Source organism: Streptomyces sp. NPDC025833 (assembly GCF_055558055.1).
Genome location: NZ_JBVHNF010000006.1, coordinates 71,022 through 86,756, shown reverse-complemented (window position 1 = coordinate 86,756; position 15,735 = coordinate 71,022). Strand labels below are relative to the sequence as shown.

Sequence of the window (15,735 nt, the reverse complement as noted above, 5' to 3'; positions counted from 1 at the left end):
GGAGCCGAATCGCCTGTCGATACGTCTATCCGGCGACGGCCGTGCGACGACGCCGAAGTGACCGGAGTGCAGGTGCAGGTGTGACGGAGGTGCAGGCTGATGGCAGGTTTCCGGAGTCTGGCGAGACAGGTCCGCGACCCGGAATGTGATCTGGCACTACGGCGGTACTCGCTGCGCAAGTGCCTGGAGAAGTTCGCCCCTTACGGGCACCGGGCGACCTGGGACCATCTGTGCTCCCGGGCGGGCTTCGGCCCGGAGGACCGCTCCCCCGACCCGGCGCGGCTCGTGGCCGCGCTGGAGGAGCTGGAGGAGGCGCGCGACGTCTGGCTCGCCTACGAGACCGGCTTCACGAAGCGGCGGCGCAAGGAGAAGCACGACGGGCTGCGCCGGCCGGGCAGCGTGGACGACTGGCACCGGCTGACCTGGGGCGGGTTCGGCGTCGCCTGGTGCGACGACCCGCGGGTCCACCCAGGGGAGCCGCTCGCGGTGGTGCTGCGCCGGCTGATCGCCGCCCTGGAGCGGGAACCGGGTTCGTCGTGCCCGGTGTGCCACGGTGAGCGGCTGGTGTGGAGGTACGGCCTGGACCACGAGCCCTCGTCCGGCCCGGTCTGCGCGGACTGCGGGATCCTGGTGCCGCGGCCGGTCCTCAGCCCGCGGGTCCTGCAGTACGCCCGGCGCGAGCGCGTGCTGATGTCGGCCTGACCGGCGCGGCACCGGCCCGGTACGGCGCGTACGGCGGCCGGAGCCGGTGCGCGTTGCGCAGGGGATGCCGCGCCCCTGCAGCGGCGGGCACCCTGGGCGCGGCCGGCGGCGTCCGGCACCATCGGGGCATGGTGCAGGTATGTCTCAACGGGTCCCGTACGGCCGCCGACGGCGCCGCGGTGCCGCTGTCCCCCGGGGAGCTGGCGCGCTGCGCGGCGGAGGCGGTGGCGGCCGGCGCCACCTCGGTCCACGTCCATCCGAAGACGCCGTGCGGTCACGACAGCCTGTCCGCGCGCGTGCTCGCGCCGGTGCTGGAGGCGATCCGCGCCCGGGTGCGGGTGCCGGTCGGGGTGACCACGGGCGCCTGGGCGGAGCCCGACCCCGCGGCCCGGCTCGCCCGGGTCCGCTCCTGGTCGGTGCTGCCCGACTTCGCCTCGGTCAACTGGCACGAGCCGGGCGCCGAGGAGGTCGCCGGCGAGCTGATCGCCCGGGGCGTGGGCGTGGAGGCGGGCGTCTTCTCGGGCACCGGGGCCGCCGGGCGGTTCACGGCCTCGCCGCTCGGACCGCGGGTGCTGCGGGTGCTGGCCGAGGTCACCGACGTGGACCCGGCGACCGCCGGGGCGACGGCGCGGGCGCTGCTGGCCGACCTGGGCGCGGCGCACGGCCGTCCGGTGCTGCTGCACGGCGAGGAGGGCGGCGCCTGGCCGGTGCTGCGGCTGGCGGGCCGGCTGGGCCTGGCCACCCGGATCGGCCTGGAGGACACACTGCTGCTCCCGGACGGCCGGCCGGCCCGGTCCAACGCCCGCCTGGTGACGGAGGCCCTGGCCCGGTACGGAGCACGGTGACGCCGGGCCCCCGCAACGGTGACGCCGGGGCCCATAGCAGAGCGTAATCCGGTCGCTCCACGGCTTTGCGGTCCGGACAGTGGGGGGCGATGAGACCGGACCGTCGAACGGGGGACTCCCATGTCCACGCTGCGCGTCACCGCCGAAGTGCTCACCGTCCACGCGCATCCGAACGCCGACGCGCTGGAGCTGGCCCAGGTGGGCCTGTACCGGGCCGTCGTCGCCAAGGGCGCCTACCGCACCGGTGAGGCCGCCGTCTACATCCCGGAGCAGGCCGTCCTGCCGGCCGGGCTGATCGAGGAGCTGGGGCTGACCGGGCGGCTGGCGGGCGGCGGGGCCGACCGGGTCAAGGCGGTGCGGCTGCGCGGCGAGCTGTCCCAGGGCATCGTGTGCCGGCCGAAGGCGCTCGCCGGCGTCGACCTGGCGCGGGCGGCGGCCGAGGGCACCGACTTCGCGGAGCGGCTGGGCATCACCAAGTGGGTGCCGCCCGTCCCGCCCATGATGGACGGCGACGTGGAGGCGGCGCCCGCGCTGCTGCCCTGGGTGGACATCGAGAACGTGCGGCGCCTGCCGGACGTCTTCACGCCGGGCGAGCCGGTCGTCCTGACCGAGAAGCTGCACGGTTCGGCGTGCCTGCTGACGTACGTCGCGGGCCGGGGGCGGGTGTTCGTCTCCTCCAAGGGCTTCGGCGCCAGGTCCCTCGCGCTGAGGGAGGACCCGCGGAACCTGTACTGGCGGGCGGTGCGCGGGCACGGGGTGGCCGAGGCCGCGGCCCGGCTGTGCGCGCGGCTGGGCGCCACGCGGGTCGGCGTCTTCGGGGAGGTGTACGGCGCGGGGGTGCAGGACCTGACGTACGGCGCCGACGGACGGCGGGACACGCTGGGGTACGCGGTGTTCGACGTCTGCGCCGAGGTGGACGGGGTCGTCCGGTGGCTGGATCCGGCCGACGTGCTGGACGGCGAACTGCCCCTGGTACCGCGGCTGTTCCGCGGGCCGTACGACATCGCACGGGTGCTGGGGCTCGCCGACGGCCGGGAGACGGTGTCGGGGCGCGGGCTGCACCTGCGGGAGGGTGTGGTGATCCGGCCCGTGGTGGAGCGGTACAGCCCGGTGACGGGGGGCCGGGCCATCGCCAAGGCCGTGAGCCCGGCGTACCTGACGCGCAAGGGCGGCACGGAGTTCGAGTAGGCGGCGCCCGCTCCCGGCGGCCGCCGGGAGCACCCGGCCCCGGCGGCCGTCAGGAGCGCCCGACCATCAGGCGCGACCCGACGGCCCGTTCGCCGGCGACGTCGTCCGGGTTGGACAGCACGCACGTCTCCAGGGACAGGCACCCGCACCGGATGCAGTCGGTCAGGTGGTCGCGCAACCGGTTGAGCTGCTTGATCCGCTCGTCCAGTTCCGTGCGCCACTTCTGTGACAGCCGGGCCCAGTCCTCCCTGGTCGGCGTCCGCTCCTCGGGCAGTTCGGCCAGGGCGTCCCGGATCGTGGCCAGCGGTATGCCGACTCGCTGGGCGGCGCGGACGAAGGCGACCCGGCGCAGGGTGTCGCGGGTGTAGCGCCGCTGGTTGCCGGGGGTGCGCCGACTGGAGATCAGCCCCTTGGACTCGTAGAAGTGCAGGGCGGAGACCGCGGCCCCGCTGCGGGCGGCCAGCTGACCGACGGTCAGCTCGTGGATTGTCTCGGGAATCTTGGGCACCTCGCAGAGCCTACAGAGACCGCCGCGCCCGTCCGGCCCGCCGTCCGTTGACATCGTCCCACCACCGGACCATGCTAAGCAGTTGCTTAGAGATGCGAGCGAGAGGCCGGGAACATGGCAGAACCGAGGACCTTCACCTCCCCCGACGAGCTGCGGGCGGCCGTGGGCGAGGAACTGGGCCCCACCGACTGGCTGGAGATCGACCAGAAGCGGATCGACCTGTTCGCCGAGGCGACCGGGGACCACCAGTGGATCCACGTGGACCCGGAGAAGGCCGCCGCCGGGCCGTTCGGGACCACCATCGCCCACGGCTACCTCACCCTGTCCCTGCTCCCGCTCTTCGGGCCGCAGCTCATCCGGGTGGCGGGCGTGACGATGGGCGTCAATTACGGGACGAACAAGGTCCGCTTCCCGGCTCCCGTCCCCGTCGGCTCCCGGCTGCGCGCCACCGCGCGCGTCTCCGGCGTCGAGGATGTCACCGGCGGCGTGCAGGTGGCGGTCGTCTTCACCGTGGAGCGGGAGGGCGGCGACAAGCCGGTGTGCGTCGCGGAGTCGGTGTCCCGGTACTACCTGTAGCGCCGGGCCCGGCCGCCTACGAGGCCCCGACCATACGCAGCACGAGGTCGGCGTAGAGGGCGCCGACCTCCTCGGGGGTGCGCGGCCCGTCGATGGTGAACCAGCGGGCCACGTCGATGCACAGCGACAGCACGGCGAGCGTGGTGCCCTGCACGTCCAGGACGTCGAACTCGCCCGCGGCCACGCCGTCCTCGATGATCCCGCGCACCTCGGCGTCCACCTGGCGGCGCAGCGCGACGATCTCCGCGCGGGCCTCGGGTCCGAGGGCGTCGAGTTCGTACTGCACGATCCGCGCCGTGGTGCGCCGGCCGGCGTGCCAGCGGACGAAGGAGCTGACCGCGTCGGCCAGCCGCTGCGCCGCCCCGCCCTCGCCGCGGGCCGCGGTGCGCAGGATGTCCAGGGCCTTGTCGTGACCGATCCGGCTGATCCGGTGGAGCAGTTCTTCCTTGGTCTTGTAGTGGATGTAGAGCGCCGCCGGGCTCATGCCGGCGCGGCCCGCGATGTCCCGGGTCGTCGTCGCGTGGTAGCCGCGCTCGGCGAACGCCTCCACCGCGGCGACCAGCAGCCGCCGGGCCGCGTCAGGGGTGACCTCTTCCCACGGCTCCAGTTCGCCGCCGGTCGTCTCCTCCGCCGTACCCATCGCCGGCTCACCCCTCTCGGTCAGGACGACCACCATACCGCGAGTGGTGAGCGAGCGCTTAGCGCAGCAGCTCAGAGCTTTTCGAAGGGGTCGTGGTCGGCGAGCAGCTTCTCCAGCCGGGCCTGGTCGACCCGGCTGACGAGCTGCCCGGCCTCCTGCCGGTCGCGGATCACCTTGGCGAGGGTGAAGGCGGAGGTGACGAGGTAGAGGACGGCGATCCCCAGGAAGCCGCGGACCCAGGCGTTCGCGTCCAGCCGGAGGATGCCGATGGCGGTGGCCGTCAGGGCCAGCGCGAAGGAGGCCACGGACTGGCCGTAGAAGGCGGCCGTGCTCTGCTGTCTGACCGGTGTCTCACTCATGTCCCCCAGCATCGGCGGGTGCGGCCCGCACGGCATCCGCCGGAGTACTCAGGCACGTACTCAGAACGCCGAGACCCCGGTCAGGGCTCGGCCGATGAGCAGCTTCTGGATCTGGCTGGTGCCTTCGTAGAGGGTCATCACGCGGGCGTCGCGCAGGAGTTTGCCGGCCGGGTACTCGTCGATGTAGCCGTAGCCGCCGAAGACCTGGAGGGCGTTGTTCGCGGCGCGGACCGCGGCCTCGGAGGCGAACAGCTTGGCCTTGGAGGACTCGACGGCGAAGGGCTCGCCGCGGTCGATCAGGTCGGCGACCCGCCAGGTCAGCAGCCGGGCCGCGTCCACGTCGACGGCGATGTCGCTGATCAGTTCCTGGACGAGCTGGTGGCGGGCGATGGGCCCGCCGAACTGCTCGCGCTCGCCGGCGTACCGCACGGCCGCGTCCAGCGCGGCCTGGGCTATCCCGACGCAGCCCGCGGCCACCGACATCCGCCCCTTGGCCAGGGCGGACATGGCGACGGAGAAGCCCTTGCCCTCCTCGCCGAGCAGCGCGGAGGCGGGTACGCGCACGTCCTCCAGCACCAGCTCGGCGGTGGCCTGGCCGCGCAGGCCGAGCTTGCCGTGGACGGCGCGGCGGGTGAGGCCCGGGGTGTCCGCCGGGACCAGGAAGGCGGAGACGCCCTTGTGGCCGGGGGCGCCGGTGGAGCGGGCGAAGAGCAGGACGACGTCCGCCCAGGTCCCGTTGGTGATGAACATCTTGGTGCCGTTGACCACGTAGTCGTCGCCGTCGCGCACGGCCCGGGTGGTGAGGCTGCCCGCGTCGGAGCCGGTGCCGGGCTCGGTGAGCCCGAAGCAGCCGACGAGGTCGCCGGCGGTGAGGCCGGGCAGCCAGCGCCGCTTCTGCTCCTCGCTCCCCCAGGCGGCGATCGTCTTGGCGACGAGCCCGAGGGAGACGGAGACGATTCCGCGGACCGAGGAGTCCCCGCGCCCCAGCTCCTCGGTGACCAGGCAGTAGGCGAGGTGGTCGCCGCCGGAACCGCCGTACTCCTCGCCGACGGTCAGCCCGAGGAACCCGACCTCGCCGAGCTTGCGCACGATCCCCCGGTCGACCTCCTCGGCGCGGTCCCAGGCGACCGCGTGCGGGGTGACCTCGCGTGCCACGAAGTCCCGGGCGAGCCGCCGCACGGCCGCCTGCTCCTCGCTGAGCCCCAGGTACACCACGAGATCACCTCACACCGAACGGGTCCGCCGACGGATCTTGAAAACCGTACATTTAAATTAGCACTGCTAGTTTCCAGCCGCAGCCCTACTATGTGCGCCATGGCCCGACCGCGCAAGCCCCTCCTCAGCACCGACCGGATCGTCGCGGCGGCCCGGGACCTCGTGGACCGGGAGGGCCTCGCGACCCTCTCCACACGCCGGCTCGCGGCCGAGCTGGGGGTGAGCGGGCCCTCGCTCTACAACCACTTCCGCACCAAGGACGAGATCCTGGAGGCGGTCGCGGACTCGGTGAGCGCGCTGGTCGACCTGTCGATGTTCGAGGACGGCCGGGACTGGCGGACCGCGCTGCACGACTGGGCCGTCTCCTACCGGGCCGCCCTGCGCGAGCACCCGAACATCGTGCCGGTCCTGGCCCGCGGCCCCGGCCGCCGCCCCGCCGCGCTCCGGCTGGCCGACGCGGTCTACGGCGCCATGGTCGACGCGGGCTGGCCGCCGGCGCAGGCCACCTCCATCGGCGCGCTGATGCGGTACTTCATCATGGGCTCGGCGCTCGGCTCGTTCGCCGGCGGCTTCGTGGACGACGCGAGCGCCTACGACCCGGCCGACTACCCGCACCTCGGCCAGGCCCACCTGCTCGCCGAGCAGCAGGAGAAGATCGACGAGCGTGCCTTCGAGGCGGGGCTCGGCGCGCTGCTGGACGGGCTGGCGCAGCAGTACGAGCGGGTGCGGACGTGAGCACGCCCCGGCGGGCGCCGGAGCGCCGCCGGGGCGTGCCGGGTCCTCAGAACACCACCAGTGCCCGGCCGCCCTTGCCGGCCAGCATGTTCCCGAAGGCCGCCGGGATCCCCTCCAGGCCGATGCGCTCGGTGACCAGGCCCGGCAGGTCCAGGCGGCCCGCACGGACGTGCTCGGCGAGCACGGGCACGTCGCGGGCGGGGTCGCTGTTGCCGTAGACGCAGCCGGACAGCGTGCGGCCCCAGTGGAAGATCTCCAGGGCGTTGAAGGTGACCTGCTGGTCCTTGCCGCCGATGCCGACGACCGTCGTGCGGCCCCCCCGGCGGGTGGACTCCCAGGCCGCGCGGATCGAGACCGCGCGGCCCGCGCACTCCACGGAGACGTCGACGCCCTGCCGGCCGGTGAGGGCCCGGATCGCGCGGGGGGTGTTCCCGTCGGCGAGGACGTAGTCGGTGGCGCCGGCCGCGCGGGCCAGCTCCTCCTTGCCGGGGGTGACGTCGACCGCGACGATCCGGGAGGCGCCCGCGATCCGGGCCGCCTGGAGCGCGGCCAGGCCGACCCCGCCGACACCGAACACGGCGACCGTCTCACCGGGCCGCACGCGCGCCGCGTGGTGGACCGCGCCGTAACCGGTGAGCACCGCGCAGCCCAGCAGCGCGGCGTCCACCAGCGGCACCCCGTCGGGCAGCGGCAGCGCGCAGGACGCGGGGACCACGGTCTCCTCGGCGAACGCGGCGACGTTCAGGCCGGGATGGAGGTCGGTGCCGTCCGACGAGCGGGCGTGGACGCCGGCGGCGCCGTTCAGGGCGTTGGCGCACAGCCACACCTCGCCCAGCGCGCAGGCGCGGCAGGTGCCGCAGGAGGGCGCCCAGTTGAGGACGACGGGGGCGCCGGGCGAGACGTGGGTGACGCCCTCGCCGACGGAGACGACGGTCCCCGCCCCCTCGTGGCCGAGCACGGCCGGGACCGGCACCCGCATGGTGCCGTCGGCCAGGGACAGGTCGGAGTGGCAGACACCGGCGGCGGCGAGGCGGACCCGGACCTGGCCGGGGCCCGGGTCCGGGAGGTCGATGCCGGTGATCTCCAGGGGTGCGCCGACGGCGGGCAGGACGGCGGCTCGTACGGCCATGGGTTCGCCTTCCTCAGAACTGGAGGGACTTGGTCTGGAGGTACTCGGCGAGTCCGTGCGCGCCGAGTTCCCGGCCCACGCCGGACTGCTTGTAGCCGCCGAACGGGGCGAGGGGGTTGAACCGGCCGCCGTTGATGTCGACCTGGCCGGTGTCCATGCGGCGCGCGAAGGCCACCGCCTCGGCCTCCTCGGCGGCCCAGACGGCGCCCGCGAGGCCGTACACCGTGCCGTTGGCGATGCGCAGGGCGTCCTCCTCGTCCTCGTACCGCAGGATCGACAGCACCGGGCCGAAGATCTCCTCCTGGGCGATCGTCATCTCGGGGGTCACGTCGGCGAAGACGGTGGGGCTGACGTAGAAGCCCTGTTCGCGCGGGGCTTCGGGGCCGCCGGTGACCAGCCGGGCGCCCTCGGCGACGCCCTTCTCGATGTACCCCCGCACCCGGTCCCGCTGCGCGGCACTGACCACCGGTCCGATGCGGTCGCCGTACCTGGCGGCGGCGGTCCGGGCCAGTCCGACGGCCTCGTCGTACCGGTCGCGGTGGACCAGCATGCGGGTCCAGGCGCTGCACGTCTGGCCGGAGTTGGCCATCACGTTGGCCACGCCGACGCCGACCGCCCGGGCGAGGTCGGCGCTCGGCAGGATGACGTTGGCGGACTTGCCGCCCAGTTCCAGGGCCGCCTTCTTGACGGCGGCGCCGGCCGCGGCGCCGATCCGCCGGCCGACCGCGGTGGACCCGGTGAAGGAGACCAGGTCCACGTCCGGGTGCTCGGCGAGTGCCTGCCCGGCGACCGGGCCCAGGCCGGTGACCAGGTTGAACACGCCGGCGGGGACGCCCGCGTCGTGGACCGCCTCGGCGAAGAGCCGGGCGGTGAGCGGCGTGTCCTCGGCGGGTTTGAGGACGACGGCGCAGCCGGCGGCGAGGGCCGGGGCGACCTTGGCGACGATCTGGTGGAGGGGGTAGTTCCAGGGGGTGATGGCGCCGACCACACCGATCGGCTCGTGCAGGACGGTGGAGTTGCCGACCTTCTCCTCGAAGGAGTGGGCGGCGGCGAGGCGGGCGTAGGAGTCCGCGACGGCGATCGGCATGCCCACGTGCACGGCCTGGGAGAACGGCGGCGGCGAGCCGAGTTCGGCGGTGACCGTCTCGGCGAGCTCGTCCTTGCGGGCCGTGAGGGCGTCCCGGAGCGCGGCGAGCCGGCCGGCCCGCCCGGCCGGGGGCGTGGCGGCCCAGGCGGGCAGGGCGGCGCGCGCGGCCCGGACGGCGGTGTCGACGTCCGCCGCCCCGCCCGCCGGGACCCGGCCGATGACCCGCTCGTCGGCCGGGTTGACGACCTCGATCACGTCCCGGCTTCCGGCGGGGCGCCAGGCGCCGTCGATGTACAGGCCGTCGTGCGCCTTCATGCTGGTGTCCTCCCGGCGGGTCCGCGTCGTCCGGCACACAAACTAGCGATGATAGTTTTCGTGCGCCAGACGTGCGCGGGCCCCGGACGCGCCGGGACGCCGTCCCGGGTGGACCGGCCGATGCGCGCGCGGAGTCCGCACCGGCCGGTCCACCGGTCATTTCGCGGCGGTCAGATGGGCGAAGACCACCACGTTGCTGGTGTAACCGGTCCGCCGGCTGAAGAGGCCACCGCAGGTGATGATCCTCAGCTCCGGGCGTCCGGTCGGGCCGTACACCTCCCGGTCGGGGAAGCCGGCCTTGTCGAAGACCCGCACCCGGTCCACGGAGTAGACGGCGGTGCGCCCGTCGGCGCGCCCGACCTCGACGGCCTTGCCGGGCTTGACCTGGGCGAGCCCGGCGAACACGGCGGACCCGGTCCGGGTGTCGCGGTGGCCGACGGCGATCGCGGTGCCGGCCTCGCCCGGCGTGGGGCCGCCCTCGTACCAGCCGACCAGCCGGGGCCGGTCGACGGGCGGCGTCCCCAACCGCCCGTCGCCCTCCAGCCGGAGGGGGGTGACCGGGGCGGCGATCCCGAGGGAGGGCACCCGGAAGGAGGTGGGCCGGGACCGGGGCAGCGGCCGGGGCGGCGGGCCGGCGGACGCGGTACCGCCCGCGCCGGCCCCCTCCCCCGCGTGCGTCCCGGCGGCCGCCACGGCGTGCCGGCCGCCGGGTCCGCCGGGCCCGCACTTCGACCACGTGGTCGTCAGGACGACGACCAGCACGGCCGTCCTGGCCAGGCGGTAGGCGCGGGTCCGGTACCAGGGCCTGCGTCGGCGCCTACGCTGCGCCATGGGGCCGCCGGCGGATCAGCCGGACGTACACGGCACCGCAGACGGCGACCAGGCCCACGGCCGCCGCGGCGGCCACCGGCGAGTACGCGGCCGCGGTGTCGACGAGACCGCCGCCGCCCGCGTGCACACTGCCCTTGGGGGGCTGTTGGTCGCCCTGGCCCCAGCCGCCGCCCTCCTGCTGGTGGTCCTCGATCTGGCCGCCCGGGCCCTTTCCGCCCGGCCCCTGCGCGCCTTCGTGCTGCCCCTCCCGGCAGTTGACGCGGAAGACCTTCTCCTTGACCGCGGTCGGCGTCCCCACGGTCCAGCTGATCTTGTACTGCCCGTCCGCCAGGCCCAGCGGGTCGGTGTGCCCGGCGCCGCCCGCGAGCTGGATGATCCCCGCCACGGTGGCCTGGGTGGGCAGCGGGGGCTGGGGGGTGATGGTGTAGGCGATGCTGCCCAGGTCGTCGAAGTTGACGGCCTCCAGGAAGAACTTGCAGACGACCGGGTCGTCCTTGGCCGAGCCGACGAGCGACGTCGCACCGGCCGAACGCGCGTTGTGGATCCTGATGTCGCCGTTCTCCCCCTGCGCCATCGCGCCCGGCGCCGCGACCCATGACGCGCCCGCCGCGGCGAGGGCGGTGAGGACGACCGTGGCGCCTGCGCGGGAGCCGACTGCACGTGGAAGTGTCAGAGTGGGCATGCGCAATCCTCCGGGTTCAGACGATTTTCATACAAATCGCTCTTTCGCCTGGACTCTGCTTCACGGGTCGCGCGACACCCGGCAACGACGCCCGGCACGCCGCCGGATTTCACCCGTGCGGCGCAGTGCGGGACGCGGGGCCGGTCAGTCCAGCAGGCGCCCCAGGTAGGAGCGCAGCAGTAGCCGGGTCTCGGCGATGATCGCCTCGTCGCCCTCCGGGTCGACCCGGAAGGCCAGTTGGACGAGGGTGTCGGCGCTCTCCACGGCGACCAGGAAGGCCCGCCTCAGGTCCGCGTCGGGGGTGCGGGCGAGGTACCCGGCGAGCAGGTCGGTGAGCCGGTCGGCGACCAGGGTGTTGGGCCGGGCCTGGCGCGAGCCCACCGGGATCTGGTTGCCGAAGTCGACGAGGGAGAAGCCGGGCGCGGTGCGCTTCATGGCGAGGTACTCGTCCAGGACGGCGTCCATGGCGGCCCGCCAGTCCCCCTCGCGGGCTCCGGCCAGCCGCTCGGTGACCCGCTCGGCGTACCGCTCCAGGTTGCGCTGGGCGAGGGCGTCGGCCATCTCCCGCTTGTTGCCGAAGAACCGGTAGACGGAGCCGATCGGGACCCCGGCGCGCTGGGCGACCGCACGGGTGCTCAGGCCCTCGTAGCCGGCCTCGTCTAGGAGGTCGGCGCAGGCGTCCAGGATCCTGGTCAGCCGTTCGGCGCTGCGCCGCTGGACGGGCGCGCGACGGAGCGATGTCGCGTGGGGCACGGGCTTCATGATGCCTTTCCGCCGGGGCCGGGTGAACCACGCCCCGCAGTAAGGAGCGGGGTGCCCCCTGCACGTACCCGGCGGCCTCGGCCGTATCCGGTCCCCTCCGGACACGGGACGGGGTCCCCTCCGGACACGGGACGGCGGCCGTCAGCGCGTGCCGGACACCGTGATGTCGACGGTGGACTGGACCGGTTCGCCGCGGACGGCCCACACCGTGCCGTCGTCGGCGTACAGCCGGGCGGTCACCTGGTGGGTGCCGCGCGGTACGCGGTCCGCGGCCAGGTGGTACGCGGGGGTGCGCAGCCGGGCCACCCGGCGGCCGTCCACGAAGAGGTGGACGAGCCCGCGGCCGATGGCCGCCGCCGGCCGGGTGCCGGACGCGGAGCAGCGGAAACGGCGCAGGGTCAGCCGGACGTCCCAGCCGTCGGCCGTCGCGTCCGGGGTCACCTCGACCGCGACCCCGGGGGCGTTCTTCCCGGACACCTCGCGCAGCTTGCGGCCGGCCTCGTCGGTGCTGTCCAGGACCTTCCCCACGGGCGAGGGGGCGACCGTGTCCCCGTGCGCCTCACCGGTCGTGCAGGCCACCGCGCCGAACGGCAGCAGGGCACATGCCGCGAGTGCGGCGAGCGGCCCCCGCATCCACTTCCTCCATGACATGGGCGGGAGCGTAGAACAGCTTCCCGGCGGCCCGGATCCACCTGGAGTCCGGTTCCCGCCCTACCTCCGCGGGAGGACCCCGCAACCCCCTTGCGCGGACCGGCACTCATTCCTACGGTGTCGCATAGGAATCGGGAGCGCGAGGAGCGAACATGAGCGGGGACGCACGGAAGACCGCCGAGGGGCTGTCGTACCTGACCGGCTTCGGCAACGAACACGCCTCGGAGGCGGTGCCGGGCGCGCTGCCCGAGGGCCGCAACTCACCGCAGCGCGCGCCGCTCGGCCTGTACGCCGAGCAGTTGAGCGGTACGGCGTTCACCGAACCGCGGGCGCACAACCGGCGTTCGTGGCTGTACCGCATCCGCCCCTCGGCGGCGCACCCGACCTTCGCCCGCACCGGCAACGGCGCGCTGCGGACGGGGCCGTTCACGCAGACGGCACCCGACCCCAACCGGCTGCGCTGGAACCCGCTGCCCGAGCCGGCGGCCGGCACCGACTTCCTCGGCGGCCTGTGGACGCTGGGCGGCAACGGCGACGTGACGCAGCGCACCGGTATGGCCGTGCACCTGTACCACGCCGACGCCTCGATGGAGCGGGTCTTCTCCGACGCGGACGGCGAGCTGCTGATCGTGCCCGAGCGCGGCGGGCTGCTGCTGCACACCGAGTTCGGCCGGCTGCATGTGGAGCCGGCACAGGTGGCGTTGATCCCGCGTGGGGTGCGCTTCCGTGTGGAGCTGCTGGACGGGTCCGCCCGGGGTTATGTGTGCGAGAACTACGGGGCGCCGTTCCGGCTGCCCGACCTCGGGCCGATCGGCGCCAACGGGCTCGCCAACGCCCGGGACTTCCAGGCACCGGTCGCCGCGTACGAGGACGTCGAGGGCCCAGTGGAGGTGGTCAACAAGTTCTGCGGCAACCTCTGGGCGGCGACCTACGACCACAGCCCCCTGGACGTGGTGGCCTGGCACGGCAACTATGTGCCGTACGTCTATGACCTGCGCCGCTTCAATGTGATCGGCACCATCTCGTACGACCACCCGGACCCGTCCATCTTCACGGTCCTGACCTCCCCGTCGGACACCCCAGGCCTGGCCGGCGTGGACTTCGTGGTCTTCGCGCCGCGCTGGCTGGTGGGCGAGGACACCTTCCGCCCGCCGTACTTCCACCGGAACGTGATGAGCGAGTACATGGGCCTGATCGAGGGCGCGTACGACGCGAAGGCGGAAGGGTTCGTCCCCGGCGGCGGCTCGCTGCACAACATGATGTCGGCGCACGGCCCGGACCGGGAGACCTTCGACCGGGCGAGCGCGGCCGAGCTGAAGCCGCACCGGATCGACGACGGCCTGGCCTTCATGTTCGAGACCCGCTGGCCGGTGACCCTCACCCCGCAGGCGGCCCGGGCCGATCACCTCCAGCAGGGCTACGACGACGTGTGGCAGGGGCTGGAGCGCCACTACCGGGGATGACCGCAGCCGTTGCGCCGGACGTCGTCCGCCGGGTACGGATAGCCGCGTGACCTCCTTCGCTCCGGATTCGATCGTCCTGAACCGCAAGCTGCCGCTGTGGTACCAGGTGTCGCAGTCGCTGCGCGCCTCGATACTGGGCCGCTCCGCCGAGGACCCGCTGCGCCTGCCCACCGAGGAGCGGCTGGCGGAGCACTACGGCGTGAGCGTGCTGACCATGCGGCAGGCGCTGAAGGAGCTGGAGGACGAGGGGCTGATCAGCCGGCACCGGCGGCGGGGCACCTTCATCGAGCCCGCGGCCCGGCGCGGTGCCCCGGTGCGGCTGCTGGGCTCGGTGGACGCGATCGTGGCCCAGCAGTCCGGGATGACGACCGAACTGCTGGACCACGGCCGGGTGCCGGTGCCGTCCGCGCTCGCCGAGCACTTCCCGGACCTCGCGGAGGTGGCCGCGTACCACCGCCTGCGCAGCGACGAGAAGACCGGCGAGCCGACCAACCACGCCGTCAACCACGTGCGTCCCGCCCTGGCCGAGCGCATCGACCCGGAGGACCTGGTCCGCTGGCCGATGACGAAGGTGCTGCGGGACGTGGTGAAGGCGGACATCAGCCGGATCACGGACACCGTGGAGGCGCGGCTCGCCGACCCGGAGACGGCCCGGCTGCTCGAAGTGCCGCTGCTCAGCCCGATCCTGCACTACACGGGCGTGACGTACGACTCCGCGGGCCGGGTGCTGGACGTGGCGGTCATCCACTACCGGGGGGACCGCTTCTCGTTCACCGTCACGCTGGACGCCTGACGGCTCCCCGGCACGGCCGCGCGGGGCGCCCGGCACCGGTCGTCCCCGGGCCGTCCGGCGGCGGGCGCTGCCGTACCATGCCCAGCGTGACGCGCGACGACGCTCCGCTGCTGGCGGACCTCATGCCGTGGTCCGTCGCCCCCCTGCGGCTGGGCCGCGCCTGGCCGCTGGCCCCCGATCCGGCCTCGCCCCGGGCCCGCTGGGACGCCCTGCTGGCGGCCGAAGGCCCGGACCGGGAGGCGTTGTTCGAGCCGACCCGCGCCCGCGGGCTGCGCTCGGCGGTCGGCCAGTTGCCCGGCCAGTCCACCGGCACCCGGCGGCTCGCGCACGCCGAGGACCCCTGTGCCGAGCCGGTGCGGGTCCTGGCCGCCCCGTTCGACGAGCAGTGGCTGATCCCGGACCACCGGCTGATCGACACGGCCCGCCCGGAGCTGTGGCGGGTGGCGGACGCCCGCCAGGTCTTCACGGTCGAGACGGGCGACGCCGGCACCCCGCTGCTGGCCACGGCGCTCCTGCCCGTCCTGCGCACCGGCCGGGTCCGCCCGCTCTACCGCCGGCCCGGCGGCACCGAACCCAATCTGGCCCCCGGTCTGCTGGACCACCTGGCGGCCCGGCTGGGCCACCGTCCCGCGGCCCCCGACGTGCTGGCCTGGTTCCTGGCGGCGGTCCGCGCGGACCTCACCGTGCCGCTCACCGACGACCCCGTGCTGTGGGAGTCCGGGGTGGAGCTCGGCCGCCGGGTCCTGTGGCTGATGCGCCGCGACGGCGAGCGCCCCAGGCTGCCGGGCGGGCGCCGGCCGTACGTCCGCGCGCCCCTGCCGAGCCGTCCGCCCGGCCTGGCCTACGACCGCGACGCGCAGACCCTGCACGTGGCGGAGGGCCGCATCTCCCCCGTGCCCCCCGGGGCCTGGGACTTCGAGGTGGCCGGGGTCCGGGTGCTGGAGGCGTGGTTCGCGGCCCGCACCGCCCCGGCGGAGCCGGGCACGCTGGCCGCGATCCGGCCGGCCGGCTGGCCGCAGACCCGGACGTCGGAACTGCTGGAGCTGATCACCGTGCTCGCGCTGCTGGCGGAGCTGCGGCCGGCCCGGGCGGCCCTGCCGGTGGCGTCGGCGGTCACGGCGGCCGACCTGCGCGCGGCGGGCGTGCTGCCGGTCCCCGGACCGGCCCGCCGCCCCGCCTCGGTCCTGGACCACCACGAGGAGGGCCCCGAGGGGCAGTTCGCCCTGCTCTAGGCCCGCTCGCCGGTGAGTGCCC

The 15,735-nt window shown here is 74.5% G+C and carries 18 protein-coding genes; 8 read left to right on the top strand and 10 right to left on the bottom strand.

The features are described from left to right. Positions 1–99 precede the first annotated feature (99 nt). The 3 genes from ACZ4K2_RS11860 to ACZ4K2_RS11850 all read left to right on the top strand — a co-directional run bounded on the left by ACZ4K2_RS11860 (position 100) and on the right by ACZ4K2_RS11850 (position 2,735). A complete protein-coding gene (locus ACZ4K2_RS11860) occupies positions 100–702 on the top strand; it encodes a hypothetical protein (RefSeq protein WP_467472979.1) in 603 nt (200 codons plus the stop codon). A 128-nt stretch (positions 703–830) separates the two neighbouring features. Beyond that, positions 831–1,547 carry a 3-keto-5-aminohexanoate cleavage protein gene (locus tag ACZ4K2_RS11855; RefSeq protein WP_467472977.1) on the top strand — a complete coding sequence of 239 codons (717 nt, stop codon included), beginning with the start codon at positions 831–833 and terminating at the stop codon, positions 1,545–1,547. A gap of 120 nt (positions 1,548–1,667) precedes the next feature. Next, entirely contained in the window at positions 1,668–2,735 is a 1,068-nt protein-coding gene (locus ACZ4K2_RS11850; protein ID WP_467472975.1) for an RNA ligase (ATP), read from the top strand. A gap of 49 nt (positions 2,736–2,784) precedes the next feature. Here ACZ4K2_RS11850 and soxR read toward each other — a convergent pair whose 3' ends face one another. Further along, on the bottom strand, positions 2,785–3,243 hold the full coding sequence (gene soxR, locus ACZ4K2_RS11845) for a redox-sensitive transcriptional activator SoxR (RefSeq protein WP_467472973.1): 459 nt from the start codon (positions 3,241–3,243) through the stop codon (positions 2,785–2,787). A 114-nt stretch (positions 3,244–3,357) separates the two neighbouring features. Here soxR and ACZ4K2_RS11840 point away from each other — a divergent pair, with 114 nt between their 5' ends. Further along, complete coding sequence (locus ACZ4K2_RS11840) at positions 3,358–3,819, top strand: MaoC family dehydratase (RefSeq protein ID WP_467472971.1); 462 nt, start codon at positions 3,358–3,360, stop codon at positions 3,817–3,819. Between the two features lie 16 nt (positions 3,820–3,835). Here ACZ4K2_RS11840 and ACZ4K2_RS11835 read toward each other — a convergent pair whose 3' ends face one another. The 3 genes from ACZ4K2_RS11835 to ACZ4K2_RS11825 form a co-directional block, all read right to left on the bottom strand. Continuing rightward, on the bottom strand, positions 3,836–4,459 hold the full coding sequence (locus tag ACZ4K2_RS11835; RefSeq protein ID WP_467473468.1) for a TetR/AcrR family transcriptional regulator: 624 nt from the start codon (positions 4,457–4,459) through the stop codon (positions 3,836–3,838). Positions 4,460–4,530: 71 nt separating this feature from the next. Next, a complete protein-coding gene (locus tag ACZ4K2_RS11830; RefSeq protein WP_467472970.1) occupies positions 4,531–4,818 on the bottom strand; it encodes a YiaA/YiaB family inner membrane protein in 288 nt (95 codons plus the stop codon). 60 nt (positions 4,819–4,878) lie between these two features. Then, positions 4,879–6,030, bottom strand: coding sequence for an acyl-CoA dehydrogenase family protein (locus ACZ4K2_RS11825; RefSeq protein ID WP_467473466.1), 1,152 nt, complete (start codon positions 6,028–6,030; stop codon positions 4,879–4,881). A 102-nt stretch (positions 6,031–6,132) separates the two neighbouring features. Here ACZ4K2_RS11825 and ACZ4K2_RS11820 point away from each other — a divergent pair, with 102 nt between their 5' ends. Then, on the top strand, positions 6,133–6,768 hold the full coding sequence (locus ACZ4K2_RS11820) for a TetR/AcrR family transcriptional regulator (protein WP_467472969.1): 636 nt from the start codon (positions 6,133–6,135) through the stop codon (positions 6,766–6,768). A 46-nt stretch (positions 6,769–6,814) separates the two neighbouring features. On the opposite strand, the gene ACZ4K2_RS11815 is transcribed toward ACZ4K2_RS11820, so the two are convergent. The 6 genes from ACZ4K2_RS11815 to ACZ4K2_RS11790 all read right to left on the bottom strand — a co-directional run bounded on the left by ACZ4K2_RS11815 (position 6,815) and on the right by ACZ4K2_RS11790 (position 12,225). Then, complete coding sequence (locus ACZ4K2_RS11815) at positions 6,815–7,897, bottom strand: Zn-dependent alcohol dehydrogenase (protein WP_467472967.1); 1,083 nt, start codon at positions 7,895–7,897, stop codon at positions 6,815–6,817. A 13-nt stretch (positions 7,898–7,910) separates the two neighbouring features. Next, a complete protein-coding gene (locus ACZ4K2_RS11810; RefSeq protein ID WP_467472965.1) occupies positions 7,911–9,299 on the bottom strand; it encodes an aldehyde dehydrogenase family protein in 1,389 nt (462 codons plus the stop codon). Between the two features lie 156 nt (positions 9,300–9,455). After that, positions 9,456–10,130, bottom strand: coding sequence for a class F sortase (locus tag ACZ4K2_RS11805; RefSeq protein WP_467472963.1), 675 nt, complete (start codon positions 10,128–10,130; stop codon positions 9,456–9,458). Beyond that, entirely contained in the window at positions 10,117–10,812 is a 696-nt protein-coding gene (locus ACZ4K2_RS11800; protein WP_467472961.1) for a hypothetical protein, read from the bottom strand. The genes ACZ4K2_RS11805 and ACZ4K2_RS11800 overlap by 14 nt, the downstream gene beginning before the upstream one ends. Positions 10,813–10,956: 144 nt before the next feature. Next, positions 10,957–11,574, bottom strand: coding sequence for a TetR/AcrR family transcriptional regulator (locus ACZ4K2_RS11795; RefSeq protein WP_467472959.1), 618 nt, complete (start codon positions 11,572–11,574; stop codon positions 10,957–10,959). Between the two features lie 141 nt (positions 11,575–11,715). Then, positions 11,716–12,225, bottom strand: coding sequence for a hypothetical protein (locus tag ACZ4K2_RS11790; protein ID WP_467472957.1), 510 nt, complete (start codon positions 12,223–12,225; stop codon positions 11,716–11,718). 152 nt (positions 12,226–12,377) lie between these two features. Between ACZ4K2_RS11790 and hmgA the strand changes: the two genes are divergently transcribed. From hmgA to ACZ4K2_RS11775, 3 genes are all read left to right on the top strand, one after another. Then, positions 12,378–13,688, top strand: a complete 1,311-nt coding sequence (gene hmgA, locus ACZ4K2_RS11785) for a homogentisate 1,2-dioxygenase (RefSeq protein ID WP_467472955.1) — start codon at positions 12,378–12,380, stop codon at positions 13,686–13,688. Between the two features lie 46 nt (positions 13,689–13,734). Continuing rightward, the gene (locus ACZ4K2_RS11780; RefSeq protein WP_467472954.1) at positions 13,735–14,481 is read left to right on the top strand and encodes a GntR family transcriptional regulator; all 747 of its coding nucleotides are present in this window, start codon (positions 13,735–13,737) and stop codon (positions 14,479–14,481) included. 77 nt (positions 14,482–14,558) lie between these two features. Further along, positions 14,559–15,713: a type ISP restriction/modification enzyme gene (locus ACZ4K2_RS11775; RefSeq protein WP_467472952.1), complete on the top strand. Its 1,155-nt coding sequence runs from the start codon at positions 14,559–14,561 to the stop codon at positions 15,711–15,713. The last annotated feature ends 22 nt before the right edge of the window (positions 15,714–15,735 follow it).

What these genes read in the sequence shown, in the direction of transcription:
- ACZ4K2_RS11805 (WP_467472963.1), bottom strand. Translation starts at nt 10,130, where the DNA reads ATGGCGCAGCGTAGGCGCCGACGCAGGCCCTGGTACCGGACCCGCGCC.
- ACZ4K2_RS11820 (WP_467472969.1), top strand. Translation starts at nt 6,133, where the DNA reads ATGGCCCGACCGCGCAAGCCCCTCCTCAGCACCGACCGGATCGTCGCG.
- ACZ4K2_RS11830 (WP_467472970.1), bottom strand. Translation starts at nt 4,818, where the DNA reads ATGAGTGAGACACCGGTCAGACAGCAGAGCACGGCCGCCTTCTACGGC.
- ACZ4K2_RS11790 (WP_467472957.1), bottom strand. Translation starts at nt 12,225, where the DNA reads ATGTCATGGAGGAAGTGGATGCGGGGGCCGCTCGCCGCACTCGCGGCA.
- ACZ4K2_RS11775 (WP_467472952.1), top strand. Translation starts at nt 14,559, where the DNA reads ATGCCCAGCGTGACGCGCGACGACGCTCCGCTGCTGGCGGACCTCATG.
- ACZ4K2_RS11800 (WP_467472961.1), bottom strand. Translation starts at nt 10,812, where the DNA reads ATGCCCACTCTGACACTTCCACGTGCAGTCGGCTCCCGCGCAGGCGCC.
- hmgA (WP_467472955.1), top strand. Translation starts at nt 12,378, where the DNA reads ATGAGCGGGGACGCACGGAAGACCGCCGAGGGGCTGTCGTACCTGACC.
- ACZ4K2_RS11860 (WP_467472979.1), top strand. Translation starts at nt 100, where the DNA reads ATGGCAGGTTTCCGGAGTCTGGCGAGACAGGTCCGCGACCCGGAATGT.
- ACZ4K2_RS11850 (WP_467472975.1), top strand. Translation starts at nt 1,668, where the DNA reads ATGTCCACGCTGCGCGTCACCGCCGAAGTGCTCACCGTCCACGCGCAT.
- ACZ4K2_RS11855 (WP_467472977.1), top strand. Translation starts at nt 831, where the DNA reads ATGGTGCAGGTATGTCTCAACGGGTCCCGTACGGCCGCCGACGGCGCC.
- ACZ4K2_RS11835 (WP_467473468.1), bottom strand. Translation starts at nt 4,459, where the DNA reads ATGGGTACGGCGGAGGAGACGACCGGCGGCGAACTGGAGCCGTGGGAA.
- ACZ4K2_RS11840 (WP_467472971.1), top strand. Translation starts at nt 3,358, where the DNA reads ATGGCAGAACCGAGGACCTTCACCTCCCCCGACGAGCTGCGGGCGGCC.
- ACZ4K2_RS11815 (WP_467472967.1), bottom strand. Translation starts at nt 7,897, where the DNA reads ATGGCCGTACGAGCCGCCGTCCTGCCCGCCGTCGGCGCACCCCTGGAG.
- ACZ4K2_RS11795 (WP_467472959.1), bottom strand. Translation starts at nt 11,574, where the DNA reads ATGAAGCCCGTGCCCCACGCGACATCGCTCCGTCGCGCGCCCGTCCAG.
- ACZ4K2_RS11810 (WP_467472965.1), bottom strand. Translation starts at nt 9,299, where the DNA reads ATGAAGGCGCACGACGGCCTGTACATCGACGGCGCCTGGCGCCCCGCC.